Origin of the sequence: Arthrobacter sp. NA-172 (genome assembly GCF_043952055.1) — a bacterium.
In the GTDB taxonomy this organism is placed as follows: domain Bacteria; phylum Actinomycetota; class Actinomycetes; order Actinomycetales; family Micrococcaceae; genus Arthrobacter.
In genome coordinates this window covers 909004-935398 of sequence record NZ_JBINOT010000003.1, presented here as the reverse complement: position 1 = coordinate 935398, position 26395 = coordinate 909004, and the positions used below count along the sequence as shown (strand labels likewise).

At 63.0% G+C, this 26395-nt stretch carries 23 protein-coding genes and 4 pseudogenes; 5 read left to right on the top strand and 22 right to left on the bottom strand.

Going from position 1 to position 26395, the window contains the following annotated elements; all coding sequences use genetic code 11:
- Nucleotides 1–24: 24 nt before the first annotated feature.
- The 11 genes and pseudogenes from ACF0H6_RS18485 to ACF0H6_RS18435 form a co-directional block, all read right to left on the bottom strand.
- Nucleotides 25–1335 (bottom strand): thymidine phosphorylase, encoded by a 1311-nt coding sequence (locus tag ACF0H6_RS18485; RefSeq protein WP_395250936.1) that lies wholly within the window; start codon nt 1333–1335, stop codon nt 25–27.
- Nucleotides 1332–1742 carry a cytidine deaminase gene (locus tag ACF0H6_RS18480; protein ID WP_395250935.1) on the bottom strand — a complete coding sequence of 137 codons (411 nt, stop codon included), beginning with the start codon at nt 1740–1742 and terminating at the stop codon, nt 1332–1334. The genes ACF0H6_RS18485 and ACF0H6_RS18480 overlap by 4 nt, the downstream gene beginning before the upstream one ends.
- 2 nt (nt 1743–1744) lie before the next feature.
- Complete coding sequence (locus ACF0H6_RS18475) at nt 1745–2998, bottom strand: ABC transporter permease (RefSeq protein WP_395251359.1); 1254 nt, start codon at nt 2996–2998, stop codon at nt 1745–1747.
- Between the two features lie 235 nt (nt 2999–3233).
- On the bottom strand, nt 3234–4604 hold the full coding sequence (locus ACF0H6_RS18470; protein ID WP_395250934.1) for an ABC transporter permease: 1371 nt from the start codon (nt 4602–4604) through the stop codon (nt 3234–3236).
- Nucleotides 4597–6146: pseudogene (locus ACF0H6_RS18465) on the bottom strand (ABC transporter ATP-binding protein). Before ACF0H6_RS18465 ends, ACF0H6_RS18470 begins: the two are co-directional and overlap by 8 nt.
- A 163-nt stretch (nt 6147–6309) precedes the next feature.
- Nucleotides 6310–7416 carry a BMP family protein gene (locus ACF0H6_RS18460; protein WP_395250933.1) on the bottom strand — a complete coding sequence of 369 codons (1107 nt, stop codon included), beginning with the start codon at nt 7414–7416 and terminating at the stop codon, nt 6310–6312.
- 321 nt (nt 7417–7737) lie between these two features.
- Nucleotides 7738–8757 (bottom strand): NADP-dependent oxidoreductase, encoded by a 1020-nt coding sequence (locus ACF0H6_RS18455; RefSeq protein ID WP_395250932.1) that lies wholly within the window; start codon nt 8755–8757, stop codon nt 7738–7740.
- Nucleotides 8754–9185, bottom strand: a complete 432-nt coding sequence (locus ACF0H6_RS18450; protein ID WP_395250931.1) for an organic hydroperoxide resistance protein — start codon at nt 9183–9185, stop codon at nt 8754–8756. The genes ACF0H6_RS18455 and ACF0H6_RS18450 overlap by 4 nt, the downstream gene beginning before the upstream one ends.
- 38 nt (nt 9186–9223) lie before the next feature.
- On the bottom strand, nt 9224–9658 hold the full coding sequence (locus tag ACF0H6_RS18445; protein WP_395250930.1) for a MarR family winged helix-turn-helix transcriptional regulator: 435 nt from the start codon (nt 9656–9658) through the stop codon (nt 9224–9226).
- Between the two features lie 125 nt (nt 9659–9783).
- Nucleotides 9784–10983: an amidohydrolase gene (locus tag ACF0H6_RS18440; protein ID WP_395250929.1), complete on the bottom strand. Its 1200-nt coding sequence runs from the start codon at nt 10981–10983 to the stop codon at nt 9784–9786.
- Nucleotides 10984–11061: 78 nt separating this feature from the next.
- A complete protein-coding gene (locus ACF0H6_RS18435; protein ID WP_395251358.1) occupies nt 11062–12159 on the bottom strand; it encodes a mannose-1-phosphate guanylyltransferase in 1098 nt (365 codons plus the stop codon).
- A gap of 273 nt (nt 12160–12432) precedes the next feature.
- Here ACF0H6_RS18435 and sdhC point away from each other — a divergent pair, with 273 nt between their 5' ends.
- The 5 genes and pseudogenes from sdhC to ACF0H6_RS18410 all read left to right on the top strand — a co-directional run bounded on the left by sdhC (nt 12433) and on the right by ACF0H6_RS18410 (nt 16878).
- Nucleotides 12433–12813, top strand: a complete 381-nt coding sequence (gene sdhC, locus ACF0H6_RS18430; RefSeq protein ID WP_395250928.1) for a succinate dehydrogenase, cytochrome b556 subunit — start codon at nt 12433–12435, stop codon at nt 12811–12813.
- 3 nt (nt 12814–12816) lie between these two features.
- A complete protein-coding gene (locus ACF0H6_RS18425; protein WP_395250927.1) occupies nt 12817–13320 on the top strand; it encodes a succinate dehydrogenase hydrophobic membrane anchor subunit in 504 nt (167 codons plus the stop codon).
- A 94-nt stretch (nt 13321–13414) separates the two neighbouring features.
- Nucleotides 13415–15214: a succinate dehydrogenase flavoprotein subunit gene (sdhA, locus tag ACF0H6_RS18420; RefSeq protein ID WP_395250926.1), complete on the top strand. Its 1800-nt coding sequence runs from the start codon at nt 13415–13417 to the stop codon at nt 15212–15214.
- A 1-nt stretch (nt 15215) separates the two neighbouring features.
- Nucleotides 15216–15999 (top strand): annotated as a pseudogene (locus ACF0H6_RS18415) (succinate dehydrogenase iron-sulfur subunit).
- A 114-nt stretch (nt 16000–16113) separates the two neighbouring features.
- Nucleotides 16114–16878 (top strand): alpha/beta hydrolase family protein, encoded by a 765-nt coding sequence (locus ACF0H6_RS18410; protein WP_395251357.1) that lies wholly within the window; start codon nt 16114–16116, stop codon nt 16876–16878.
- A 9-nt stretch (nt 16879–16887) separates the two neighbouring features.
- Here the strand turns inward: ACF0H6_RS18410 and ACF0H6_RS18405 are convergent, their stop codons facing one another.
- The 11 genes and pseudogenes from ACF0H6_RS18405 to ACF0H6_RS18355 form a co-directional block, all read right to left on the bottom strand.
- Nucleotides 16888–17985, bottom strand: a complete 1098-nt coding sequence (locus tag ACF0H6_RS18405; RefSeq protein WP_395250925.1) for a YihY/virulence factor BrkB family protein — start codon at nt 17983–17985, stop codon at nt 16888–16890.
- Nucleotides 17930–18598: a 2'-5' RNA ligase family protein gene (locus ACF0H6_RS18400; protein WP_395250924.1), complete on the bottom strand. Its 669-nt coding sequence runs from the start codon at nt 18596–18598 to the stop codon at nt 17930–17932. Before ACF0H6_RS18400 ends, ACF0H6_RS18405 begins: the two co-directional genes overlap by 56 nt.
- A gap of 4 nt (nt 18599–18602) precedes the next feature.
- Nucleotides 18603–19600, bottom strand: a pseudogene (gene trpS / locus ACF0H6_RS18395) (tryptophan--tRNA ligase).
- 114 nt (nt 19601–19714) lie between these two features.
- A pseudogene (locus tag ACF0H6_RS18390) lies at nt 19715–20549 on the bottom strand (exodeoxyribonuclease III).
- Nucleotides 20550–20559: 10 nt separating this feature from the next.
- Nucleotides 20560–21132 carry a hypothetical protein gene (locus tag ACF0H6_RS18385; protein WP_395250923.1) on the bottom strand — a complete coding sequence of 191 codons (573 nt, stop codon included), beginning with the start codon at nt 21130–21132 and terminating at the stop codon, nt 20560–20562.
- A gap of 139 nt (nt 21133–21271) precedes the next feature.
- Complete coding sequence (locus ACF0H6_RS18380) at nt 21272–22105, bottom strand: ABC transporter permease (RefSeq protein ID WP_395250922.1); 834 nt, start codon at nt 22103–22105, stop codon at nt 21272–21274.
- Nucleotides 22102–22956, bottom strand: coding sequence for an ABC transporter permease (locus tag ACF0H6_RS18375; RefSeq protein WP_395250921.1), 855 nt, complete (start codon nt 22954–22956; stop codon nt 22102–22104). The genes ACF0H6_RS18380 and ACF0H6_RS18375 overlap by 4 nt, the downstream gene beginning before the upstream one ends.
- Before the next feature lie 10 nt (nt 22957–22966).
- On the bottom strand, nt 22967–23896 hold the full coding sequence (locus ACF0H6_RS18370) for an ABC transporter ATP-binding protein (protein ID WP_395250920.1): 930 nt from the start codon (nt 23894–23896) through the stop codon (nt 22967–22969).
- A 248-nt stretch (nt 23897–24144) separates the two neighbouring features.
- Entirely contained in the window at nt 24145–24444 is a 300-nt protein-coding gene (locus ACF0H6_RS18365; protein WP_395250919.1) for an SHOCT domain-containing protein, read from the bottom strand.
- Between the two features lie 133 nt (nt 24445–24577).
- Nucleotides 24578–25243, bottom strand: coding sequence for a response regulator (locus ACF0H6_RS18360; RefSeq protein WP_395250918.1), 666 nt, complete (start codon nt 25241–25243; stop codon nt 24578–24580).
- Nucleotides 25240–26370 carry a histidine kinase gene (locus ACF0H6_RS18355; RefSeq protein WP_395250917.1) on the bottom strand — a complete coding sequence of 377 codons (1131 nt, stop codon included), beginning with the start codon at nt 26368–26370 and terminating at the stop codon, nt 25240–25242. The genes ACF0H6_RS18360 and ACF0H6_RS18355 overlap by 4 nt, the downstream gene beginning before the upstream one ends.
- Between the last annotated feature and the right edge of the window lie 25 nt (nt 26371–26395).

Sequence of the window (26395 nt, the reverse complement as noted above, 5' to 3'; positions counted from 1 at the left end):
TCCGAAAATGCCCGGGAGAACTAGCTAGGAGATCCGATCGATGATGAGCCGCTGCGCCGGCCGCGAGCCCTCGGGCGCGATGACCACGGCGCCTTCAAGGGCTTCCTTTGCCCTGTCGAATTTCTCCGGGGTATCCGTCAGGAGCGTCATCAGCGGCTCGCCCGCCCGTACCAAGGCGCCAGGCTTGGCATGCATGCGCACCCCTGCCCCGGCCTGGACCATGTCTTCCTTCCGGGCGCGTCCGGCGCCAAGGCGCCACGCCGCAACACCGACGGACAGAGCGTCCAGTTCCACCAGGACGCCGTCGGCCGGCGCCACGATGACCTCGGCCTCCTTGGCCACTGGCAGGGCAGCACGCGGATCGCCGCCTTGGGCTTCGATCATACGGTTCCAGACATCCATTGCCCGCCCGTCCTTCAGGGCGGCGGCGGGATCGGCGTCGTGCACTCCGGCGCAGGCGAGCATCTCTTCGGCGAGCCTGACAGTGAGTTCGACGACGTCTTCCGGACCGCCGCCCGCAAGTACCTCCACTGATTCCTCGACCTCGATCGCGTTGCCTGCGGTCAGGCCCAGCGGTGTGCTCATGTTGGTGAGCAACGCCACCGTGTTGACCCCTGCGTCCTTGCCCAGCGCCACCATGGTTTCGGCCAACTCCCGGGCCCGGGCTTCGTCTTTCATGAACGCCCCCGAACCCACCTTCACGTCAAGCACCAAAGAACCCGTACCCTCGGCGATCTTCTTGCTCATGATGGACGAGGCAATCAGCGGAATGGCTTCCACGGTGCCCGTCACGTCGCGAAGTGCGTAGAGCTTCTTGTCCGCCGGAGCCAGTCCGGTGCCGGCAGCACAGATGACAGCTCCAACGTCCTGCAGCTGGGCCATGATTTCCTCGTTGCTGAGGGACGCCCGCCATCCGGGAATCGCTTCGAGCTTGTCGAGGGTACCGCCGGTGTGGCCCAGTCCCCTACCGGAAAGCTGGGGCACCGCTACACCGAAGACTGCCACCAGTGGTGCCAGCGGAAGGGTGATCTTGTCCCCGACCCCGCCGGTGGAGTGCTTGTCGGTGGTGGCCTTCACGCCGCCGTCGGGACGCCGAAGGCTGGAGAAGTCCATCCGCTCGCCCGAGGCGATCATCGCCGCGGTCCATCGCGAAATCTCGGCTCGGTCCATCCCGTTGAGCAGGATCGCCATGTTCAGGGCAGCCATTTGTTCGTCGGCGATGACGCCGCGGGTGTAGGCATCGATGGTCCAGTCGATCTGTTCCGGGCTCAAGGTGCCCTTGTCCCGCTTGATGCTGATGATCTCAACAGCATCAAACGCTTCAGTCTGTGTCACCGGTTCTCCTCCAGGTTGTCAGGACCAAAGGCATCGGGCAGCACTTGGTCCATGGTCTTGATGCCTTGTGTTGTCATGAGCTGCATGCCGGGTGCGCGGAATTCATACAGCAATTGCCTGCAGCGGCCGCACGGCATGAGGACGTTGCCCTTGGCGTCAACGCAGTAGAACGCACGCAACCTGCCGCCACCGCCCATATGCAAGTCACCCACAAGTGCGCACTCGGCGCACAGCGTGAGGCCGTAGCTGGCGTTCTCCACATTGCAGCCGCTGACGATCCGCCCGTCCTCGGTGAGGGCAGCCGCCCCCACCGGGAACTTCGAATACGGAGCGTAGGCCTTCTCCACGGCGGCCACCGCGGCGGCCTCGAGGGCCGCCCAGTCCACTTCGATTTCCGTGAGCGTCACGGTCAACCCTTGACGTACGGTATGCCGCTTGCGGCAGGCGGCCGCGACCTGCCCACCAATCCGGCGACGGCGAAGACCGTCAACGCATAGGGCAGCATCGCCATGAACTGGCTCGGCACCGGCGATCCGATAATGGTGATGACGCTCTGGAGGTTGTCTGCGAAACCGAACAACAATGCCGCCAGGAATGCGCCGATCGGATTCCAACGCCCGAAGATCAATGCTGCCAAAGCAATGTACCCACGGCCACCGGACATGTCCTTGCTGAACGCATCCACGGATACCAGCGTGAAGAACGAGCCGCCGATGCCCGCGATCGCGCCGCCCATCAGCACGTTCCAAAAACGGGTCCGGTTGACGTTGATGCCCACTGTGTCGGCTGCTTGCGGGTGCTCGCCGACGGCCCGCACCCGAAGGCCCCATTTCGTGTGGAACAGGCCAAGGTAGACAACAACCACGGCGATGTACATCAGGTAGCCCACCAAGGACTGGTGGAACAGGATCGGGCCGATGATGGGGATATCAGACAGGAAAGGAATGTCCACCGGAGGCAAGCGCCCCGGCTTGTTGAGGCCATCGGGGTCAGCCGTGAGCAGGGTCGAAAACAGGAAGCTCGTCAGTCCGCTGATCAGGACGTTGAGCACAACGCCGACGATGATCTGGTTGACCAGGTACTTGATGCTGACGACGGCCAGAACCAGGGAAACAAGTGCTCCCGCCACGGCCGCCGCAACCAGCCCGGCGTAGACGTTGTGGGTCACCGTGGCAACGACGGCCGCGGAAAACGCCCCGAGCAAGAGCTGCCCTTCGATGGCGATGTTGACCACGCCGACGCGTTCGCACAGGACGCCGGATAGTGATCCGAACACCAGCGGTACGGCCAAGGTCACGGATCCGGCAATAAGTCCGGCAAGGGAGATGGACGGCTCAGGGCCGTTCCCTCCGGCCACGATCCAGACCATGAACCCGATGAGGAACACCGCGGCAAAGGTACCTCCGACCCAACCCGGCGTGGACTTCTTTGCCCGCGTCAGGTACACCGAGTAGCCGGCAAGGCCCAGGAGAACTACTGCGCTGATCCAACCGATCGCCGCGGAGGGAAGCGTGATTTTGACAACCTTCGCTACGCCGAGCGCGGCAAGGCCCAGGACCACAACGGCGACGACGGTGGAAGCGGGCAGCCAGCGCGGAACGCGGCCCGAACGGCGTCGGACGAACCACAGGTATCCGAGCCCGGCTGACAGAAGAAGGGCCAAGACCAGTGTGACCCATGCAGCGAGGTTGGAGGCCTCTTCGTTTGCTGCTTCCACAATTCCGAAACCGGCTGACTTCGCATTGGACGTGAATCCGAACAGCACTGTTCCAGGACGGCGAGCAGGGACAGACCAATTCCGGCCTTCCAGCTCACCAGTTCGCTGGTACCGCTCTTTCCGGCGCGCGCAGGAGCATCCCCGGCAGGTGAGCCGCTGCCGGTCTGTGTTGTGGTGGTGCTCATGCTGTTGCAGCTCCGCTCTCAATTTTTCCAGACGGGATAGTTCCGGATCCGGGGCCGCCTGGGGCCTTCTTCTTTTTGCGGGGATTCAGTCCGAAGATCGCACGCACCAAGGGCGGTGCGGCAATGAACAGGACGATCAGCGACTGGATGACCAGGACGATGTCGATCGGTGTCTGGGTCTGTGCCTGCATTGCGACACCGCCCGCACGGAAAGCGCCGAACAGGAGCCCCGCGAAGAAGGTTCCCCACGGCGTCGAACGGCCCAGCAGGGCGACGGTGATGGCGTCGAAGCCAATAGACGCTGCTACGCCGCCCGAGAGGTATTTTTCCGTCCCGGAAACTTGTGCAATGCCAGCCAGGCCAGCGAGCGCACCCGCGATGGCCATCACGAGGATGACGGTCCGGGGAACGTTGATTCCCGCGGTCCGGGCTGCGCTTTGGTTGGCACCGACGGCCCTGAATTCAAAGCCCACGGTGGAGCGGTTCAGGAGCCACCAAACGAACACCGTGGCAAGCACGGCCAAGATGAAGCCCGCGTGAAGGCGGAACTGCGGTCCCAGGAGCTCCGGGAACAGCGCCGACTGGTCCAGGAAGGGCGAAATGGGGTTGGTCGAACCCTTGCGCTGGAAAGCCGGGGTGGTCAGCAGGAACAGCAGGAGGAAGTTGGCGATGTAGTTCAACATGATGGTCACGATGACCTCGTGCGCGCCGGTCCTGGCCTTGAGAAGCCCGACGACGCCGCCCCACACCGCGCCGCCGATGAGGCCGGCAACGATGACCACCAGAAGGTGGATCAGGAACGGCAGATGCCAGGTGAAGCCCACGTAGGCACCGAACAAGGCGCCGAAAATGATTTGGCCCTGGGCACCAATGTTGAAGAGCCCGGCGCGGAACGCCAAAGCGACACCAAGCCCCGCGCAGATCAGGGGCGTGGAAACCGTGAGGGTCTCGGTGATCGGATACAGCTGGGCTGCGAGGTCGGCCCCTGTCCAGTTGAAAAGTGAGCCCTGAACCAGTGCCACGTATGGCTTGAAGACCTCGGTGAGCATGTCGCCTGGTTGCGCAAAGAAGTATCCGGCCGTTTCGGCCACTTTGGGGTTGGTCACGGCCATCAGGATTCCGCCCAGCACAATCGCGAGGAGGACCGAGAGCACGGACACCATGGCGTTGCCTGTTGCGATCTGCCGGAAGAGCGAATCACCGGAAGCGTGCGGGATCTTTCCGCCCTGGCTGGCAGCCGGAACCGCTGACGGGGCCATGGTACCGTCGGCCGTGTCCAGCGCGACATCCAGGACGACGTCGTCGTCAGCTTCCGAACGGACTGGCTCGACCCCGTGCTTGTGTCGAGGGGTATTGACCTCAGACATGTGTTCCTCCCTCGAGGGTTTTGTGCGCAGTCAGTTCTGCCTCGTGCTCCGGAACGCCGGCCATCATCAACCCCAACACGTCGCGGGACGTGCCGGCAGGAACGATTCCTACGAGCCTCCCGCGATAGAGAACGGCGATTCTGTCGGCGAGTTCAAGCACCTCGTCGAGCTCCGTGGACACGATCATCACTGGAGTTCCGTGGTCCCGCTCGGCGATGACCCGCTTGTGGACGAATTCGATGGAGCCTACGTCGAGGCCACGGGTAGGTTGCGATGCAATGAACAGGTTAAGTGGGCGGGACAATTCGCGCGCCAACACGACTTTTTGCTGGTTACCACCGGACAAGGTGCCGACGGCGACGTTGATGGACGGAGTCCGTACGTCGAACTCTTCCACCTTCTTCTCCGCGTGTTCCGCGATCACCGATGGCTTCATGCCCAGGCCGCGGGCGAACGGAGCCTTGTCGTAGAGGTCGAGGACCATGTTCTCGGAAATCGAGAACGTGCCCACCAAACCGTCGATCTTCCGGTCCTCGGGAACGAATCCGACGCCGGCGCTCAGCACTTCCTTAACGCTTTTGCCGAGCAACTCCGCACCGTTGAGGGTGATTGAGCCTGTTGCGTGGGCCTGGACGCCGAGAATGGCTTCGGTCAGTTCCGTTTGTCCGTTGCCTTGGACACCGGCAATTGCAGGACTTCGCCCTTTGCGATGTCAAAGCTGAGTCCGTCAACTACATGCTGGCCGTTGTGGTCGATGACCGTAAGGTCCTTGACCTTGAACGTGGCTTCGCCGGGCTCGGCGGGTTTCTTCTCCAGGGTCAAGCTAACCGCACGGCCCACCATGGCCGAGGCAAGCTCGGTGGGGGAAGCCGAGGGATCAGCCGAGCCCACCACTTTGCCGCGGCGAATCACAGTGATGGTGTCCGAGATTTCCTTGACCTCACGCAACTTGTGCGAGATGAAGACGATTGACTTTCCGTCAGCCTTGAGTTGACGGATGATGGCCAACAGTTCGTCGGTTTCCTGCGGAGTGAGGACCGCCGTCGGCTCGTCGAGAATGAGGACCTCGGCGTCCCGCACGAGTGCCTTGATGATCTCCACGCGCTGCTGGACGCCCACGGGGAGGTCTTCCACCTTGGCGTCGGGATCGACGTCGAATCCGTACTGCTCCGAAATCTGGCGGATCCTCTTGCGGGTTTCGTCCAAATTCAGGAAACCGGCCGCCTTGGTGGCCTCGTTCCCCAGCGCGACGTTTTCGGCCACGGTGAAAACCGGAATCAGCATGAAGTGCTGGTGGACCATGCCGATCCCCGCCGCCATGGCGTCGCCCGGGCCCTTGAAGACGACGGGCTTGCCGTCGACCAGGATTTCACCGTCGCTGGGATCGTAGAGTCCGTAGAGGACATTCATCAGGGTGGACTTTCCGGCACCGTTTTCGCCCAGGAGGCAATGGACTTGGCCGGGTTCAACCACGAGGTCGATGTGGTCATTGGCTACGAGGGATCCGAAGCGCTTCGTGATCCCTTTCAGTTCGAGTTTCAAACTCCAACCCATCTATAAAAGGATGGCCCCTCGTCATCTCCGTGCTCCCAGCATAGTGCTCGGCAGGGGTGTGTCGAAGGGCAGAATGGAAGGCAACGCAGAACGCGCTGCCCCTCTGCCAGAACTCGGCTGAAGGGCAGCGCGACGTGGTTAGCCCGGATTCCTACTTAGGGCTGGACTTCGAATCGACCTTGACTGTGCCCGAGATGATGTCCTTCTTGAGCTGGTCGAGATCGCTCTTCATGTCAGCCGGGACTGCGGAGTCGAGATCGTGGAACGGGGCAAGTGCCACGCCGCCGTTGTCGAGGGTCCCAACGTAGGGGGTGGGGTCGAACTTGCCGTCCTTGTCGTCCTTGATGACCGTCTCAACGGCGGTTGCCATGGTCTTCTGGACCGAGGTCAGGATGACCGACTTGTAGGCGGGGGCAGTCAGGTAGCCGTCCGAGTCAACCCAGATGAGCTTTGCGTCCTGGCCCTTTGCCTTGGCCTCAAGAATTGCGCTGCCTGCACCGGCGCCAACCGGGCCAGCGACCGGAAGGACGACGTCAGCGCCCTGGTGCAGGAAGCCCTGGGTCAGGACCTTGCCCTTGTCGATCTGCTTGAAGTCGCCAACAAACGTGCCGTCCTGCTTGTCCTTGTCCCAGCCAAGCAGCTGGACCGACTTGCCCTTCTTCTGGTTGTAGTACTTCACACCGTCAGAAAAACCGTCCATAAAGATGCTCACGGTGGGGATGTTGAGTCCGCCGAAGGTCGCAACCTTGCCGGTCTTGGAAGTGCCCGCAGCCAGGTAACCGGCCATGAACGCGGCCTGGGCCGTGTTGTAGACAATCGGCTTGACGTTCTTGGGGAAGGTGGGGTCCGAGTAGTCGATGATGGCGAAGTGGCTGTTCGGGTTGGCCGTGGCGATCGACTTGGTTGCATCGCCCAGGAGGAAGCCGACCGTAACGGTCAGCTTGCAGCCCTGCTGGACCATGGAACGAAGGTTGGGGTCGTAGTCCGTGTCGGCCTTGGACTGGACGTGCTTCTCCTGGATGTTCAGGTCCTTGGCTGCCGCCTGAAGGCCCTCATAGCCCGACTGGTTGAACGATTTGTCGTCGAAGCCGCCGGAGTCTGACACCATGCAAGCGGTGTAGTCCGACTTGGTGGCGCTGCCTGAGCTCGAAGCAGACGGTGCGGTACCGCAGCCTGCCAGCAAAAGAGCAGCGGCGCCCGCAGTTGCGACGCCTGCAAATGAACCGCGCTTTAAAGTGGCACGCAGTGATTGCTTCAATTTTCCTCCAGGAAGAAAGGGATTGATGCTACGACAGTCGGTCAATGAGTGTCCGTTTCGAAAACTCGAGGCTGAAATTCTGTTTTCACTGATGCTTCGCAGCACTGCGCCTGAGCGCACTGATGCCCCAACTTTAGTGGGATGGAACACACTCGGGTAACACAAAAGCCCAACAACCCGGAGATTGTTGAGCTTTTGTTACCAACTAGTAGTGGAACTCCCAGCCAACGGCCCTAGGATCCGCGCGAACTGGCAGCAGATGCCCTAAAAATCCGATTTTACGGGCATCTACTGCCAGCTCGCGCCAGTCCCTGGAGCTGTTCAGTGCAGGCGGACCAGCATCTTGCCCGTGTTGGCTCCATCGAGGAGATCGATGAAGGCCTGCGGCGCATTTTCCAGTCCGTCAACGATCGTCTCGTCATAGCGGACCGTTCCATCGGCCAGCCATCCGGCCATCCGTCCGGCGAACTCGGCGGCGTGCTGGCGCTGCCCGGCTACCAGGAATCCGCGGAGCGTGAGTTGCTTTCCAATCGCCACGGCAAGGTTGCGGGGTGCGGATGCCGGCTCCATTGAGTTGTACTGGGAGATTGCACCGCACATGGCCACGTGGCCTCCCACCGTCAGGACCGACAACGCAGCTTCGAGGTGTTCCCCACCCACGTTGTCGAAGTAGACATCGATGCCCCGCTCCCCCGCTGCTTCACGGAGTTGCTCCACCACCGGACCGTCGTGGTAGTCGAAGGCTGCGTCGAAGCCGAGTTCCAGCAAACGCGCCACTTTTTCCGGAGAGCCGGCGCTGCCGATCACTCTGGAGGCGCCCATGGCCTTGGCAATCTGGCCTACCATGGAGCCGACCGCGCCCGCGGCGCCGGAAACAAAGACGACGTCGCCGGCTTTGAACTCAGCCACTTTGAGCAGACCCGCATACGCCGTCAGGCCCGTCATCCCGAGCGCGCCGAGGAATGCCGACGTCGGCGCCAGTCCAGCCTGGACCGGCGTCGCGCTTGCGGTATCCACCACGGCGAGTTCGCGCCAGCCGAGCGAGTGTACGACGACGTCGCCCACCTTGTGTGCCTCGGAACGGGACGCGATAACCTCGCCCACCGCACCGCCGTCGAGCGCTGCATCGAGGCGGAACGGTGCCGAATAAGACTTCACGTCGTTCATGCGGCCGCGCATGTAGGGGTCCACGGACATGAACTCGTTGCGGACCAGGATCTGGCCGTCCTGCAATTCCGGCAGATCGGTTTCCGCCAGGCGGAAGTTATCCAAGACGGGGCGTCCCTGCGGTCGGGATGCCAACTGGATTTCGCGGGTGCTGTTAGGTACTACGGCGCTCATGCTGCCACCTCCACAAGGGTAATGTCGACGGCGATGTTGCCGCGGGTCGCGTTGGAGTAAGGGCAAATCTGGTGGGCCTTGGCCACGAGCTGCTCGGCTGTTTCGCGGTCGAGGGCCGGCAAGGCGACCTCAAGTTCGGCGGCGAGTCCATATCCTTCGCCGCCCTCGAGCGCACCGAAATGGATCTTGGCAGCGACGGCGGAATCGCTCAAATCGACGCGGGCTTTGCGGCCCACCAGCCGCAGGGCGGAGTGGAAGCACGCGGCGTAACCGGCAGCGAAAAGTTGCTCAGGGTTGGTGCCCTGGCCGTTTCCGCCCAGTTCCACCGGGCTGGCGAGTGCCACGTCCAGTTTGCCGTCGTTGCTGCGTGCGTTGCCGTCGCGGCCTTCACCGGAGGCGAGGGCCTCGGCTGTGTAGAGAGTCTTCACTGTGGTTCCTTTTCCTTGGAATGGCGGTGGTTGGGCGGTCAAATGGCTGAGTGAAGGGCTGCGGTCAGCCGGTCCAGGGTGTCATGAAGCTGCGAAAGCTCAGCGGCGCTCAAGCCGGCAGCATCGGCGAGCCGCTGCGGTACGGCCCCCGCCCGGGCGCTGAGGGCCTGCCCCGAATCCGTCAAGTGGATTTCGACGCGCCTCTCGTCCTCGGCCGAACGCCTACGCTCCACGAGGCCCAGGGCTTCAAGCCTCTTGAGCAGCGGCGACAGCGTGCCCGAGTCGAGCCCCAGCTCAGCGCCGAGTTCGCGAACGCTTCGCGGCTCGTCTTCCCAGAGGACGAGCATCACGAGGTATTGCGGATACGTCAGTCCGAGCTCTTCAAGTACCGGCCTGTAGACCGCCGTGGCCGCTTTGGATGCGGAGTACAGGGCGAAACAAACTTGGTGGTTGAGGCGGGGGGCTTCACTCATACCAGAAACAATAGCTCACAATTAAATTGTGCACAACTCAATTGGCCAAGCAGTAGCGCGAACTGGCAGCAGTTGCCCCCAAAATCGAATTTTGCGGGCAACTGCTGCCAGTTCGCGCGGAGCCCTCAGAGGTCCCGGATGGTGCGCAATGCGGCGGCGGCCAGGACTTGGATCGCGAAGCCCAAGGCACGCTCGTCCACGATGAAGTCGCCGCGGTGGAGATCGTATTCTTCGCCGCCGGGCGTGTGGGTTCCGAGGCGCATCATGGCGCCCGGGAGGTCGGCCAGGAACCAGGCGAAGTCCTCGCCGCCCATGGACTGCGGGGTGAGTACGACGGCGTGTTCCCCAAGTTCGGCCCGGGCTGCGGCTTCGATGAGGGCCGTTTCGTGTTCCGAGTTGACCACGGGCGGGACGCCGCGGGTGTGCTCAAGGTGGACATCCACTCCGTACGGCGCGGCAACCTGCTGGACGACGTCGTCGAGCAACTCCCCCGCACTGTGCCAGGCGTCGCGGTCCAGGCAGCGCATCGTGCCGGCCATGTAGCCGCTGGCCGGGATGGCGTTGGGCGCAGAACCAGCCACGATCTGGCCCCACACCACCGAAACACCGCTCCGGACATCCACTCGGCGGGACAACACCGCGGGGACGTTGACGGCGATTTGGGCCAGCGCGAAGACCAGGTCTTCAGTCAGATGCGGGCGGGACGTGTGGCCGCCACGCCCGGTCAGTTCGATTTTGATCGTGTCCGACGCCGAGGTGATGGCGCCGATGCGCGTGCCAATCTGGCCAACGTTGATGCGGGGATCGCAGTGCAGCGCAAGAATCCGCGGGACCCCCTGAAGGACGCCCTGCTCAATGCAGGACAAAGCACCGCCAGGCATGGTCTCTTCCGCCGGCTGGAAGATGATGCGTACGGTGCCGCCCAACGGGGATTCCTGGTGCATGGCGTGCAGCACCAAGGCGATTCCGAGCATGCTTGTGGTGTGAACGTCATGCCCGCAAGCGTGGGTCACGCCGTGGTTCTTCGAGGCGAACGGAAGGCCGGTCTCTTCGATGATCGGGAGGGCGTCAATGTCGCCGCGCAGGGCCGTGGCAATGGGGCCAGCGCCAACGTCGACCGTCAGCCCTGAGCCTTCGAGCCTACGGGGCTCCAGACCAGCCGCTTCGAGCCGTTCCGCCAACTTGTCCGTGGTGCGGAATTCCTTGAAGGAAAGTTCCGGGTGCGCGTGCAGGTCCCTCCGGAATTCGAGGAGCTCCGGCAAAAGATCGTCAAGCCACGGCTTCACCACGGGGGTGGGCTCGGTTTCGGTAGTGAAATTGCGCACCTCACAACTCTAGCCATCCACGCCCACCGAATAGCGAAAGGGGTCTCTTGGTTACGGACTGCGCCGCAACGACCTGAGCTACAGGACGTCAGTATCCCCGCTGGCCTTGAGCGCGTCTACCGCACCCTTCACCCGCTGAGCATGCTCCTTGGTGGTGACAAGCAGGGCATCCGGCGTGTCCACGATGACCACGTCCTTGATGCCGATGAGCGCGATCACCCGCTTGGTATCGGAAACAACCACGCCGCTGGCATTCTCCGTGAAGACGCGCGCGCCTTCGCCGAGAACCGTCACTTCGTCGACGTCGCCCGCATTGTTGAGGCGGCCGATCGCCGCGAAGTCTCCGACGTCGTCCCAACGGAAAGTACCGGGCACGACGGCGACATCCCCCGCCGCCGCGGCGGGTTCTGCCACGGCGTAATCGATGGCGATTTTAGGCAGCGTGGGCCAGACCCGAGCCGTCACCTCATCGCGCTCCGGGGTGTCCCAGGCTTCGGCGATTTCCTGCAGCCCGGTAAACAAGACCGGTTGGTTTGCTTCCAGGTGCTTGAGCATGAGTGCCACAGGAGCGACGAACATGCCGGCATTCCAGACGTAATCGCCGGTCTCAAGATACTTTTTCGCGATATCTTCGCTCGGCTTTTCAACGAATTCGACAACGGCGTGGGCGTTCGGCGCCTCGTCGATATTCAGCAAGGCACCGGTGCGGATGTACCCGAATCCAGTCGAGGGGTGCGTGGGTTTGATGCCGATGGTGACGATCTTTCCGGCAGCCGCAGTGTAAATGGCCTCGCGCACCGTCTCCTCGAAGAGGTCGTCCGGGCTGATCACCTGGTCGGCCGCGAAGGAGCCCATGATGGTGTCCGGGTCCCGGCGATACAGGATGGCGGCGGCGAGGCCGATGGCCGCTCCCGAATCCTTCGGTTCGCTTTCTAGGACCAGCTCGTCGTCGCCCACTTCGGGAAGCTGGCGGCAGACAGCCGCGCGGTGCGCAACACCGGTGACCACGAGGACGCGATTGCCGGCCAATGGTTCCAGCCGATCGTACGTGGCCCGCAAGAGAGTGCTTCCCGAGCCTGTGAGATCGTGCAGGAATTTGGGCGCAGCAGCCCGCGAAAGCGGCCATAGGCGCGTGCCCACTCCACCGGCCGGAATAACGGCGTGGAAGTGGCGCATTGGCGATGTGGGACTTGCAGCGTTGTCTGTACTCACCGCAACACCTTATCTGACACCGACGCAAGTCCCACTTTGTGGTCTTCGTCTCACATCGTGGCGAAAAGTCCGGAATTCAGGCGAACATCCGCAATCTCGTTACAAGAAGGGGCGCCTAAATTGAATAAGCTGTGAGCGAAGCCTAGATTTAGGCTGAGCTACGAGTGCTCTCGCAGCTGGCGTTTCCCCCGCATGGATCCCGTGCCAGCGCCTCTGTGTTGCAGGAAGGTTTATTCAGTGCCGACAAAACCAGCTGGCACCTTGTACCGCGGCCGTGAAGGCATGTGGTCCTGGGTTGGACATCGCATTACCGGTGTTGTGATCTTTTTCTTCTTGTTGGTCCATGTGCTGGACACCTCATTGGTGCGCGTGTCCCCGGAGGCCTACACGGCCGTCATCGGCGCCTACAAGAACCCCCTCATGGCCCTGGGCGAAACGGGCCTCGTCGCGGCGATCGTCTTCCACGCCTTCAATGGCCTGCGCGTCATTGCCATCGACTTCTGGAAGAAGGGCGCAAAGTACCAGCGTCAAATGCTGTGGACTGTCCTGGCATTGTGGCTGGTTACTTTCGGAGCCTTCGCCATCCGCCACTTGTCCCTCGCTCTGGGAGGCCACTAAGCCATGAGTACTGAGATTCAAAGCCCACGTAGCGGAAATAACAGTGGACAAAACGGCAGCCGAATAACCGGTAGCGGCAAGATCGCTCCGAAGTACCGTCGCGGAGCCGGTTCCAAGGGTAACTTCGAGATGTTCGCCTGGCTGTTCATGCGGCTGTCCGGCGTCTTGCTGGTGGTGCTGATCTTCGGCCACCTCTTCGTGAACCTGATGGTGGGCGAAGGCATCCACGGCATCGACTTCGGCTTCGTGGCCGGCAAATGGGCCGACCCGTTCTGGCAGTTCTGGGACCTTGCAATGCTGTGGCTCGCCATGCTTCACGGCACCAACGGTGTCCGCACCATCATCAACGACTACGCCGAGAAGGACGCCACGCGCTTCTGGCTCAAAGTCGTCCTGTACGCGGCCACCATTGTCATCGTCGTCCTCGGCACACTCGTGATCTTCACGTTCAACCCGTGCCCGGTCGTCAACGGCGCCCAGCTCGCGGGCGGTTTCTGCCCCGCGTAACCGCTTCGCAGCACCACCGGCAACACCCGGGTGGTGCGCAAACAGCGGAGCAGGCTCCGCCGACCATCTGACTTAGAGAGAAAGAGCATCTGGTATGCAGGTCCATAAGTACGACGTCGTTATTGTCGGTGCCGGCGGCGCCGGCATGCGCGCCGCGATCGAATCCGGCCAGCGCGCACGCACCGCAGTACTGACCAAGCTCTACCCCACCCGTTCCCACACCGGCGCAGCCCAGGGCGGCATGTGTGCAGCCCTGGCTAACGTCGAAGAGGACAACTGGGAGTGGCACACGTTCGACACCGTCAAGGGCGGCGACTACCTCGTTGACCAAGATGCAGCCGAGGTCATGGCGAAAGAAGCCATTGACGCCGTGCTGGACCTGGAAAAGATGGGCCTGCCGTTCAACCGCACGCCCGAGGGCCGCATTGACCAGCGCCGTTTCGGTGGCCACACCCGCGACCACGGCAAGGCTCCGGTCCGCCGCGCCTGCTATGCAGCTGACCGCACGGGCCACATGATCCTGCAGACGCTCTACCAAAACTGCGTCAAGCACAACGTTGAGTTCTACAACGAGTACTACGTCCTGGACCTGCTGACGGTCGAGGAAGACGCCGTCCGCGAAGACGGCACGCCGTACAAGCAGAAGCGCGTTGCCGGCGTCGTCTCCTACGACCTTGCCTCCGGCGAACTGCACGTTTTCCAGGCCAAGTCCGTGATCTTCGCTTCCGGCGGCGCAGGCAAGGTCTTCAAGACCACCTCCAACGCCCACACACTGACCGGTGACGGCATGGGCATCGCCTTCCGCCGCGGAATCCCGCTGGAGGACATGGAGTTCTTCCAGTTCCACCCGACAGGCCTCGCAGGCTTGGGCATCCTCCTTTCGGAAGCTGCACGCGGCGAAGGTGCGATCCTCCGTAACTCCGAGGGTGAGCGCTTCATGGAACGCTACGCCCCCACCATCAAGGACCTCGCCCCCCGGGACATCGTGGCGCGCGCCATGGCCAACGAAGTCCGCGAAGGCCGTGGTTGCGGTCCGAACAAGGACTACGTCCTCCTGGACCTGACCCACCTTGAGCCAGCGCACATCGAGGCCAAGCTGCCGGACATCACCGAGTTCGCCCGCACCTACTTGGGTGTGGAGCCGTTCACGGAGCCTGTTCCGGTGTTCCCGACGGCGCACTACGCGATGGGCGGCATCCCCACCAACATCACCACGGAGGTGCTGCAGGACAACGACACCGTGGTGCCGGGCCTTTACGCGGCCGGCGAAGTTGCCTGTGTCTCCGTACACGGCTCCAACCGCCTCGGCACGAACTCGCTCCTGGACATCAACGTCTTCGGCAAGCGTGCCGGCGTGGCCGCGGCGGAATACTCCAAGACAGCCGATTTCGTCGAGCTGCCGGAAGATCCGGAAGCATACACGCGGGCCATGCTGGGCGGTCTGCTGAGCGGAACCGGCACTGAGCGGGTTGCACAGATCCGCAAGGAACTGCAGGACACCATGGATGCCAACATGCAGGTGTTCCGTACCGCGGACACCCTGAACCAGGTGCTCACCGACATCGCGTCCCTCGAAGAGCGCTACCAGCGGATCAGCGTCCAGGACAAGGGCAAGCGCTTCAACCTTGACTTGCTTGAAGCAGTGGAGCTGGGCTTCCTGCTGGAACTAGCCAGGGTCATGACTGTTGCGGCCCTGCACCGCGAGGAGTCACGTGGAGGCCACTTCCGGGAGGACTTCCCCGAACGCGACGACGAAAAATTCATGAAGCACTCCATGGCGTATAAGGATGAGCACGCCCCGGCGGACGGATCTGCGGAAGCAATCGCGGGAATCCGTCTTGGCACCAAGCCTGTTGTCTTTACGCGCTACGAGCCGATGGTGAGGAAGTACTAAGATGTCTGCTGAACTTGCTGAGCCAGCATCCAAGATCGAACTGCCCGCACACATTGGCGGAGGCGGGGAAATCCCCACCTTCAACATCACCCTGCGCGTGCGCCGCTACAACCCCGAGGTTTCGGAAGAGGCCGCCTGGGAAGACCACCAGCTGACCATGTACGGCACGGACCGCATCCTGGACGCCCTGCACAAGATCAAGTGGGAAATCGACGGTTCGCTGTCCTTCCGCCGTTCCTGTGCACACGGTGTTTGCGGCTCGGATGCCATGCGCATCAACGGCCGCAACCGCCTCGCGTGCAAGACCCTGCTGAAGGACCTGGACACGTCCAAGCCCATCACGGTTGAGCCGATCAAGGGCCTCCCGGTGGAGAAGGACCTGATCGTGGACATGGAGCCGTTCTTCCAGTCCTTCCGCGAGGTCATGCCGTTCCTGATCAACAAGGGCCACGAGCCCACCAAGGAACGCCTGCAGTCGGCTGAGGAGCGTGCGCGTTTCGACGACACCACCAAGTGCATCCTGTGCGCCGCGTGCACCTCGTCCTGCCCCGTGTTCTGGACGGACGGCCAGTACTTCGGTCCGGCCGCCATCGTGAACGCGCACCGCTTCATCTTCGATTCCCGTGACGACGCCGGCGACATGCGCCTGGAGATCCTCAACGACAAGGAAGGCGTGTGGCGCTGCCGCACCACCTTCAACTGCTCGGAGGCTTGCCCGCGTGGCATCCAGGTGACCGCAGGCTATCGCCGAGGTCAAGCAGGCCATCCTGGCCCGCAAGATCTAGTTTCCGAAGTAAGCGTTCGACGACGGCGTCCCCCCTTGGCGGGGCACGCCGTCGTCGTTGTTTAAGACTCGCCCGGCGATGGCCGGGCAGCTCGCATCAGCGAAAGGCGGACAGGTGTCCAAATCCATGAAGATCACCTTCGAAGGCAGCACCGGGGACCTCCTGGCGGGGATCGTGGACGTGCCTGAGGGGCCGGTCCGGGGCTGGGGCGTGTTCTCCCATGGCCTTACCCTCGGCAAGGACAGCCCCTCCGCCGCGCGCATCTGCAAAGGCCTCGCAGAACAGGGCGTCGGCATGCTTCGTTTCGACAACCTGGGACTAGGTGACTCGGCCGGCGAATGGTCAGCGGGATCATTCAGCGTCAAGGTGGCAGACACCATCCGCGCCGCGGGTTTCATGCGGGCCGATGACAAGGAGATCTCCCTGCTGGTGGGTCACTCCTTTGGCGGCGCGGCCGTGCTTGCCGCCGCCCTCAGCCTTCCCGAGGTGAGGGCAATTGCAACCGTGGGCGCCCCGTTCCAGCCCAAGCACGTGGAACACATGTTCGACGCCGAAGTGAGCACGATCCTCAGCGAAGGCAGCGCCGAGGTCAATCTGGGCGGACGGCGGATGGAGATTCGCCGCCACTTCGTGGAAGACGTCGAGCGTGCCGACCTGAGCGACTGCATCCGGACCCTGCACCGGCCCCTCATGGTCCTGCACTCCCCTACGGACAACACCGTGGGCATCGACAACGCCAGCGAGATCTTCCGCACTGCCCGCCATCCACGCAGCTTCGTCTCGCTGGAGGGCAGTGATCACCTGTTGACGGGCAAGGGAGAAGCCCTCAGGGTTGCGAGGATCATCTCAGCCTGGGCCGGGCAATACCTCGGCGACTAGGACCCGCCGCTAACTGTCCTTGGCGTTGAACGGCCGGGGCGGCACCGGGCGTGAGCCGAGCGTCTTGTGCTTGGCGCTTTCCGAGTGTTCGTCGGCTTCCCGCACGGCGGACCATGCCGCGGTGATCAGGTAAACCTGGCTGACCAAATTGAACCAGATGAGCAAGCCGATAATGATGGCGAACGAGGCCAGGACGGGATTCCTTCCAGCGTTCGCCAGCAGCTGCGTGCTGAAGATCTGAAGGATCGTAGTACCGACCGCGGCCAGCACAGTGCCTTCCACGAAGGCGCGGCGGCCAAGCTTCAGGCGGCCGGCGAAGCGGAACATGATGGCCGCCGTCGCCCAATTCAACACGAGCGGGACCGCCGTGCGAACCAGCCACGTGACAGGTCCTCCGACGGCGTCCGTCAAGCCGAGGCTCCCGATGATCCACCCGGCGGCCGTCCCGAACACCAGGGAGGCTCCGGCGCTGACCACCAGCGCCGCACCGAGCAGCAGGAGCGTGCCGGCGTCGAAAGCCTTCATCAGGATGGGGTTTTCCTGTACGGGTTCCAGCCCGAAAACGCCGCGGACGCCCTCCCTGATCCCTGCAATCCAGCCAAGGGCCGTAAATACGGTGACGACGCCGGCAATCACCGCCGTCCAGCCAAGACCGGACGGGTTCAGGAGCTCGTGCGGATCCACAAGCCCGTTGCCGCCGTTGACCTTCAGCAGCCCGGGGGCGACGGTAGCCACGCTGGAGACGATCGAATCCACCAACGAGGGTTGCCCGCTGAGGACCAATCCGGTCACGGCGAAACCCGTGGTCAGCAAACCCGTGATGGAGAAGAACATTGTGAAGCCGATGCCTGCACTCATGAGTGGTCCGTGGCGCAGGTTGTAGAGACTGAAGGCGCGCATCGGCCGGAAATTGTTCAACCGGGCCATGGCAAGGTTGATGAACGCCGGAATGTTCGGGCCGCCCTTGCGCGAGCGGCGCGCCTTGCCCCATTCGACCTGCCGCTGTATGAGCTGCAGCTTCAGCTGCGCGCCATCCGTCGGCAGCGGTGGCCTATCCGCCTGCCGTTGGTCCTGCCGCTTTGCGTTCTTCGTCAGTGTCCCCGCCAAAATCGAGCTCTTCCCTTAGTTGCCAAATGCCGTCGTTGTCGTGCTCGTAGAGTCCCATGCTAACCACGGGGAAGGTTGCGGTGTAGTTTTTGAGCACCGTTTCGGCCTCGTCCAGGCTTTCGGGGGCAACATCGTGGGCGACTGTCACGTGCGGGTGGAACGGGAAAGGAAGATCGCGTTCCAGCGGGCCGGCCTGAAGCTGCTCGTGCAGTTCCACACACTCCGTGAAGCCGTCTTCGACGTTCAGGAAAACCACCGGGGAGACGGGCCGGAAGGAACCCGTACCCGAAATGGTGATATTGAATGGTGCCTGCCGCCGCGCGACGTCCCGGACATGCTCCCTGGCGGCCTCCCAATCCCGGGCGGGCGTGGTGGTGACGAGCGTGATGTGGGCAGGGATAACGTCAGCCATCGGGTCGCCGAAGGAGGCCCGCCATTCCTGGAGTTCCCGCGCGACCTCCCGGGGAAAGCCCAGAATGACCCCCACGCACAGGCTTTCCCCGGCGGCGCCTGCGGACTTGCGCGTAGCAGCGGCCCGGCGGGCATCAGCAGTCTGGCCGGCTCCCGTTGAATGGGAGCCGGCTTGGACGCTGAGCTTGCCAGCAGCGCACATGTGGTTAGCGGATTCCTTGCGCTCCGCCATACGGCAGGAAGCCCACCTTGGCGTAAACGTCAGCCAGGGTGGCCGAGGCAATCTCACGGGCCTTGTCCGCGCCATGGGCGAGGAGCCGGTCCAGCTCTGCCGGATCGGCCAGCAAATCGTTGGCACGGTCCCGGATGGGTCCAAGGTGGCCGGCTACGAGTTCGGCGAGATCGACCTTCAGGTGGCCGTACATCTTGCCCTCGTAGTCCGCCACGATCTTGTCCACGGACCGCCCGCTGATGGATGAGTAGATGCTCAACAGGTTGGACACACCCGGCTTGGTTTCGCGATCGAAGCGGATTTCCGTCTCGGTATCCGTGACAGCGGATTTGATGCGCTTGGCCGTGACCTTCGGATCATCCAGGATGTTGATCAAGCCTGCCGGAGAGTCGGCGGACTTGGACATCTTGGCCGTGGGGTTCTGGAGATCGTAGATCTTGGCCGACTCCTTCTGGATGAAGGCCTGCGGTACTTGGAACGTCTCACCAAAACGGCTGTTGAAGCGCTGTGCCAGGGCCCCGGCTGAGCTCCACGTGCTGGCGCTGGTCCTCCCCTACGGGCACACCATGGGGCTGGTACAGCAGGATGTCCGCCGCCTGCAAGATGGGGTAGGTGAAGAGGCCAACGCTGGCCTGCTCCGAGCCTTGTTTCTGGGCCTTGTCCTTGAACTGGGTCATGCGTCCGGCTTCGCCCATGCCCGTGATGCAGTTCAGGACCCAGGCGAGCTGGGCGTGTTCGGGAACCTGGGACTGGACGAACAGGGTGCACTTGTTGACGTCCACTCCGCCGGCGATGTACTGCGCGGCGGTGACACGCGTGCGGCGTGCCAGCACGGCCGGGTCCTGCGGCACCGTGATCGCGTGCAAATCCGGGATGAAGTAGATGGCGTCGTATTCGTCCTGCATGCGAACCCAGTTGACCAGGGCACCCATGGCAGTTGCCCAGATGGAGGGAGTCAGCAGACGGCTGCATGCCGGAGAGCACGCGGTGCTTCGCTCCCGCGGCCAGTTTGGTGGATGACGCCACGGTTGCGGCCGCAGCAGGTTCAGTGGTTGTGGAACTGGTCATGAGGAAACTTTCGAAAGCCTAGAGCTGGTAGTCGACTACCAGCGGTGCGTGGTCGGAGAAACGGGTGTCCCATGACGGCGCCCGGTCAACGACGGCCGACAGAGCGCCAGCCGCGAGTCCAGGAGTGGCCATGTGGTAGTCGATGCGCCAGCCTGTGTCTGTATCAAAGGCCTTACCGCGCTGGGACCACCAGGTGTAGGGGCCATCGACATTTCCTGCCAGGCCCCTGTGGACATCCCTCCATCCGATCTCATCGCCGAAGAAGCGGTCGAAGTACGCACGCTCCTCAGGAAGGAAGCCGGCACGCTTCGTGTTGCCCTTCCAATTCTTGATATCGAGTTCCGAGTGGCCCACATTGAGGTCGCCTACAACGAGGGCGTGCTCGCTGTGCTTGGCGAGTTCCGGAAGCCCTGGTCGCCATGACGTCGAGGAAACGGTACTTGTCCACCTGCTTCGGGGTGTCCGCTTCGCCGGAGTGCACATATGCGCTCACGACGGTGAGTGTGGTGTTCTCGCCTGCGCTGGTCTTCACGGCGTAGTCCGCCTCGACCCACCGTCCCGTGGTGGCGAAGTAGTCGTCGCCGATTCCCACACGCGTGGCGGTGGGTTCCTGCCGCGAAGCAATCGCGACGCCCGCGCGGCCCTTGGCCTCGGCTTCGGCGTGCAGGATGTGCCAGCCTTCGCCGATGAGCTGATGAACTACCTCGTCGGGGGCGCGAACCTCCTGCAGACACAGGATATCGACGTCGCGCGGCTCCAGCCACTCCGCCATGCCCTTCTTATAGGCGGCGCGAATGCCGTTGACGTTGACCGTTGCGATACGAAGGAAGTCCTTCTTCAATGCCGAGCTCACCCCGCCTACTCTAGTCGATGATGGTGCCCGAAACGGGCTCGTCGCTGCCGCCGGAAGACCTGATCATGTCCCTGGCATTGCTGGACGTGATTGCAATGGTCTCCAGGGCCCGGTTGATCGTATCCTGATCGGCGGAGTCGCCCTTGGCGCGCTCCACCTCCACAACCCGTACCTGAACTTGGACAATCTTGAACGAGTGATCCAGTTTCAGGTCCCGCATTTCTTCCGCCTCACTGCGTTCCGGGACCACCCGGGTGCCGCCGTGGTCGGCGCTGGACGACGACGGCGCGCGGCCGGTTGCCGCGTTGAACGCATTCTGTGCCTCGGTGAACTTTTCCCCGGCCCGCTTGGCAGCCCTCTGGATGCTGAAGACCACGAAGGCAGCGAGCGCGAGCCAGCCGAAGGAGACAACAGCGACAACCCAACCAACGACGTCGTTATGATTGGCCGCGAAGATCACGGCTACCAGGAAAGCGATGAGCACTACCGTCATGCCGAGTCCACCCACACGGAACCCTTTGAAAGGGCTCTTGGCGGAAGCGGACGAAGGAACAGATGACGGAGAGTCGCCGAGAGATTGCATGCACCCATTGTCGCAAACTCCCGACGAACCGCCGGCCGCTTCCACCGCCGGCGAACAGCGGAGTTTGTGTACAGATATTGACCCTTATGGGAGCGCTTAAGGGTCAATATCTGTACACAAACTCAAAGCCGCTCTTTCGCTATTTCAGGAAGAGCTTGCGCAATCGCCTGGTGGTGAGCATGACCCCGAGGGCGACCATCACGAGGTAGTAGCCGATGTGGACTGCCGTGGCGGGGCTGAACGAGCCAATGCTGATCTGCCGCAAGAGCTCGACGCCATGCCAAAGCGGCATCGCCTGGATGAGCCACTGGATGTCCTGCGGATAGACGCTCAGGGGATAGAAGGTGGCGCTGAACAGGAACATCGGCAGCATGATGAAGTTGATCCAGTCCATCTGCTGGAACGTCTTCATGAAGCTGGTGATGCCCATCCCGAAGCTCGCAAACCCGAAGGCGATCAGCAGTGAGGCCGGAATCATGAGGATGGCCCAGGGAGTGGTGATGAGTCCCAGGATTCCCATGACTGCCGTGAACCCGGTGGCATAGAGCAGGCCTCGCAGCAGGGCCAGGACGATCTCCCCCATGGCCACATCGAGTGGACCAAGCGAGGTGTAGAGCATCGCTTGGTAGAGCTTGGCGAAGTTCATCTTGAAGAAGACGTTCCACGTGGAGTCATAGACGGCCCCGTTCATCGCGGACACGGCCAGGAGCGCTGGCGCAATGTAGGCGGCGTAACTGATGACCTGGCCCCCGGGTCCTTGGACTGTCCCCACGATGGCGCCGAGCCCGACGCCCATCGAAATCAAGTACAGAACCGGTTCAAAGAACCCGGACACGATGACCAGCCAGCTGCTGCTTTTGGTCGCCATGAGCCCGCGGCCTACAACGGCTTGGACGTTGCGGGAGTACAGCGGTCCGAACTTCCTCTGCCGGACTTCTTCCGTGACGCCGTGGGTTTCGGCAAGCGCGCTCATTGGCCCATCCTCCTGATGAATTGGCGACGGACCAGCATCCAACCCACCAAGGCCGTTGCGGTCAGGAAGACAATATGGGCAATCGTCAGCAGCGGGTTCTCCTGAAGTCCGTAGCTCAGGTCCCGGCCAAGTTGGGTCCCGTGCCAAACCGGCGAAATCCAACCGATCCACTGGACGCCAACGGGCAGGGATTCAAGCGGGAAGAAAGTCCCTGAAAACAGGAAAAGAGGCATGACGATGAAGCGTTGGACCAAGGCAAATTGACCGGCATCCTTCGTCACGCTGGCCGCGTACGCCATGAGCGGGAGCCCAAAGGACAACCCGGCCAATGTCGCAACGAAGATCGATATCCAACCCCAGCCACTCGGCGAGGCCCCAAACAGCGCCACTATGGCGAAGTAGATCGCTGACTGCAGGAAAAAGCGGAAGGTTGTGGCCATGACGTGCCCGGCGGCTATCTGCTGGGGCGTCAACGGCGAGGCATGCGGCCCGTAAAAGACCCGGCGCCATTTGAAACCATCCATGATCGGGAAGGAAAACTCTCCCGCAGCCGTCATGATGGCGGCTGACACCACCAATGCGGGCGCGATGAAGGTCAGGTAGCCGACACCGCCAAAGGCCGATCCTCCATTGGCGTTAACAAGCGTTGCGAGGCCGACTCCCATGGCGAACAGATACGCCACCGGCTGGCCCACGCTGTACATCAGGACGGACAATCCGTAGCCACGCATCACCCGCAGCACTTGCTCGGCGTAGAAGAAGGCTCCCCAGCGCCTGGCCCTGGCGGCCGAAACGGCAGGTGAGTGTGCCCGCAAAGGCGGCTTCGCCGTCGGGCTCTGGATTTCAGTCATTCAAGCCCCCTTAGTCGACCAGGCTGCGGCCGGTCAGCCGGAGGAAGACGTCCTCCAGCGAGGATCGCCGGACCAGCGATGTGAGCGGGCGGAGGCCCCGGGCCGAGACCTGCTCCAGGGCGGCCTCGCCGTCGTCGGCGTAGATCAACACGCGGTCCGGCAGGGTTTCGGTCCGCTCGCCGATGCCTTGGAGTTCGACGCCGATGGTCGCGTTCCGTTCCGAGCCGAACCGGAGTTCAAGGACCTCGCGCGTGGAGTATTCGCGGATCAGGCTGGAAGGCGAACCTTCGGCCATGATCCTGCCCTTGTCCACCACGATGAGCCGGTCGCACAGCTGCTCGGCTTCGTCCATGTAATGCGTCGTCAGGATCAGGGTGACGCCTTGTTCCTTAAGCCTGAACAGCCGATCCCAAAGAATGTGGCGGGCCTGTGGATCCAATCCCGTAGTGGGCTCATCCAGCAACAAAATCTTGGGCTCGTTGATCAGCGAGCGCGCGATGGTCAGGCGCCGTTTCATGCCGCCGGAGAGGGCATCCACTTTGGATTTGGCTTTGTCGGTCAGCTGCGCGAACTCAAGTAGTTCATCGGCTTTGGGCCGTAGGTAGCTCAACGGCAGTCCGAAGTAGCGGCCGTAGACAATCAGGTTCTCGCGGACCTTGAGTTCCTCGTCCAGATTGTCCTGCTGCGGTACGACCCCCAGGTGCGCACGGACTTCTGGCCCGTGGCTGTCCGGGTCAAGGCCCATGATGCTGAGCTTGCCCGACGTCCGCTGCGAGACCCCGCCGATCATCTTCATGGTGGTCGACTTGCCTGCCCCGTTTGGCCCCAGCAGCCCGAAGGACTCCCCTGCCGGAACTTCGAAGGAGATCCCGTCGACCGCGGTGAGGTCACCATAGGTCTTGGTGAGGTTTTCGGCTGTGATGACTATAGACGGGTCCATCTGGATGCTGGCTGACGTGGGTGCTGATGTGGGTGCTGATGTGGGGAAAGAGCGAGTGGCTTCATTGTGCACCTCAGCAGACTAGTGGAGCCAGGGAATACGTGAAAGAGGTATTCCGCAATTTTCTGGAGAAACCTGTGTCCGTGACATTCTGCTGGATCATTCCGCGCATCAGGCCCTGGAACCCGCGCGGTTCCAGGGCCTGATGGTTTAGCCAGGCGAATGATCCAGCAGAATCCGCTGGTCGCTTACTTGTCAGGATGTGCCCGCAGCACTTCCAGGCGTTGGCGGTACTCGGTCTCGTCGATTTCGCCCCGTGCGTAGCGCTCTCTCAACACGCTTTCTGCGCCCTGGGTGGCGGCCCAGTGGTGATTCCGGCGCCACATCCGCCGGCCGAAAAAGACGAAGCATCCGATCACCAGGAACCAGAACAACGGGATCAGGAGGAAAAACGGCCAGAAGGCGAACCCGCCTCCCGGTCCATGGACGACGTCGTTGGGCAGCTGGGCGGCCGCGGCGCCGAGGGTGGTGCTCAGTGATGTCAACATGTCCAGTCCAAACTCTCAACGGGCCGTATCTCGGCTCTGGTTCCAGTTTGGTTTTCGGCCCCTCCCAACGCATCGGCCACCAGGAGTCACTTACCTCCCGCCGCCTACTCCCGCGGGAGACTGCGGCGAAGGACTAGCTGCTCCAGCCCGGCCGGACCAGGCCGGATTCATACGCCAGCACCACCAATTGCGCCCTGTCCCGGACCAGCAGTTTGGTCATGATGCGGGAAACGTGGGTCTTGGCCGTCAGCGGAGTGATGAAGAGGCGCTCGGCAATTTCGGCGTTGTTCAATCCTTCCCCCACGAGGGCCAGGACTTCCCGCTCGCGCTCGGTGATCTGGTCCAGCGGCACCGCCTTCGAGGCAGCTTTGCTGTGCACGGCGAGCTGGGCCATGATGCGGCGAGTCACTGACGGCGAAAGCAGGGCATCGCCGTCGTGCACTACACGTACGGCCCGGATCAGCTCCTCCGGTTCGGTGTCCTTGACGAGGAAGCCGGCAGCGCCCGCGCGCACGGCTTCAGCGATGTATTCGTCCAGCTCAAACGTGGTGAGGATGATGACGCGGGTGTGCGGGAGGCGCGGGTTGGCGAGGATCTGACGGGTTGCGGCCAGCCCGTCGCCGTCGGGCATCCGGATGTCCATCAGGATGACGTCCGGCGCCGCCATCTCGGCCAGCCTGACTGTATCCCTCCCGGTACCGGCTTCGGCCACCACTTCCATGTCCGGTTCGGCATCGAGGAGCGCCCGGAATCCCGCCCGGATAAGGGTCTGGTCGTCAGCAAGCAGCAATCGGATCATGGCTGGTGTCCTCCCTGGGTAAAGTTCAACGGGAGGTTCGCTTCCACGCGCAGGCCCGGGTCCAGTGGTCTCAGGGCGAGCGTGCCGCCAAGGGCCTCGACACGCTCGCGCATGCCCCGCAGCCCGTTGCCGTCGGCCGCGTCCCGGAGGCCGTCGCCGTCGTCGTCGATCCGCACCTTCAGCGAGTTCCCCGCCACTTCCAGAAGTACGACGGCGGACGCCGCGCCCGAGTGCCGGCGGACGTTGCTCAGGGCTTCCTGGACGATCCGGTAGGCGGCTTCCTGCTGTGGCGTGCCCACTCGTTCGGGGTCCACGGCGTTTTCGAACCGCGCCTCCAGCCCGCCTCGCCGCGTGTCCTCCACGAGTTCCGGGATCCGCACCAGGCTTGGGGGTGGTGCGGGACTCAGCGGCGCGTCTTCGCGGAGCACACCGAGGAGCTGGCGAACCTCGGCCAAGGACTCTTTGCTTGCCGCTTTGATGGCTTCCAGTGCCGGGCGGAGCTTGTCGGGATCGTTGGTGCCCAGGTGGAGCGCCACGGAGGCCTGGACGTTGATCATTGACAGGGAGTGGGCCACCACGTCGTGGATATCCCGGGCGAGCGTGAGCCGGTATTCGTCCCGTTCGGCCTGCTTCGCAGCTTCGCGCCGGCGCCGATATTCGGCCATCCGCTCGCCGCGCCGCCGGAAGCCTTCCCCGATCAGGACAAGGATCGCCGCCCATGCGACGCCGGCGGAGGCCCGGATAAGCCCAATCTCATTACCGGCCAACACAGCGGACATCATCACGGCGGCTGCGCAGATCCCGGCTCCAAGCCACGCCTGCCAGCGCAGTCCCGCGGCCGCCGTCAGGATGATGGACAAGGCCAGGGACAGCACGATCGGGCCGCCCGGGTAGCCGAGGAGCACATAGCCAAAGGTGGCGGCGAGGGTAACCGGCAGCATCACCACGGGCCGGCGGGTCCGGAAGCCAAGGGCCGCGGGTCCTGCCAACAGCAAAATGAACGCCAACGGATCCAAGGGACGCAGCGCTGCCTGGTGGCTTGCTGAAAAGACCGTCCCCAGCACTTGGATCAGGGCCGCCGCGATGACGATGAAACTCGTGGGAGGACCCTGGAAACGCCGCTGCATGCTCCGAGCCTAGCCGCGGCGGCTT

Excerpts from the sequence above, each read along its gene's own strand:
- ACF0H6_RS18365 (WP_395250919.1), bottom strand. The coding sequence starts at position 24,444 with ATGTTGACATCACTGAGCACCACCCTCGGCGCCGCGGCCGCCCAGCTG.
- sdhA (WP_395250926.1), top strand. The coding sequence starts at position 13,415 with ATGCAGGTCCATAAGTACGACGTCGTTATTGTCGGTGCCGGCGGCGCC.
- ACF0H6_RS18380 (WP_395250922.1), bottom strand. The coding sequence starts at position 22,105 with ATGAGCGCGCTTGCCGAAACCCACGGCGTCACGGAAGAAGTCCGGCAG.
- ACF0H6_RS18435 (WP_395251358.1), bottom strand. The coding sequence starts at position 12,159 with ATGCGCCACTTCCACGCCGTTATTCCGGCCGGTGGAGTGGGCACGCGC.
- ACF0H6_RS18400 (WP_395250924.1), bottom strand. The coding sequence starts at position 18,598 with ATGTGCGCTGCTGGCAAGCTCAGCGTCCAAGCCGGCTCCCATTCAACG.
- ACF0H6_RS18385 (WP_395250923.1), bottom strand. The coding sequence starts at position 21,132 with ATGCAATCTCTCGGCGACTCTCCGTCATCTGTTCCTTCGTCCGCTTCC.
- ACF0H6_RS18375 (WP_395250921.1), bottom strand. The coding sequence starts at position 22,956 with ATGACTGAAATCCAGAGCCCGACGGCGAAGCCGCCTTTGCGGGCACAC.
- ACF0H6_RS18355 (WP_395250917.1), bottom strand. The coding sequence starts at position 26,370 with ATGCAGCGGCGTTTCCAGGGTCCTCCCACGAGTTTCATCGTCATCGCG.
- ACF0H6_RS18455 (WP_395250932.1), bottom strand. The coding sequence starts at position 8,757 with ATGAGCGCCGTAGTACCTAACAGCACCCGCGAAATCCAGTTGGCATCC.
- ACF0H6_RS18425 (WP_395250927.1), top strand. The coding sequence starts at position 12,817 with ATGAGTACTGAGATTCAAAGCCCACGTAGCGGAAATAACAGTGGACAA.
- ACF0H6_RS18360 (WP_395250918.1), bottom strand. The coding sequence starts at position 25,243 with ATGATCCGATTGCTGCTTGCTGACGACCAGACCCTTATCCGGGCGGGA.
- ACF0H6_RS18370 (WP_395250920.1), bottom strand. The coding sequence starts at position 23,896 with ATGGACCCGTCTATAGTCATCACAGCCGAAAACCTCACCAAGACCTAT.
- ACF0H6_RS18470 (WP_395250934.1), bottom strand. The coding sequence starts at position 4,604 with ATGTCTGAGGTCAATACCCCTCGACACAAGCACGGGGTCGAGCCAGTC.
- ACF0H6_RS18445 (WP_395250930.1), bottom strand. The coding sequence starts at position 9,658 with ATGAGTGAAGCCCCCCGCCTCAACCACCAAGTTTGTTTCGCCCTGTAC.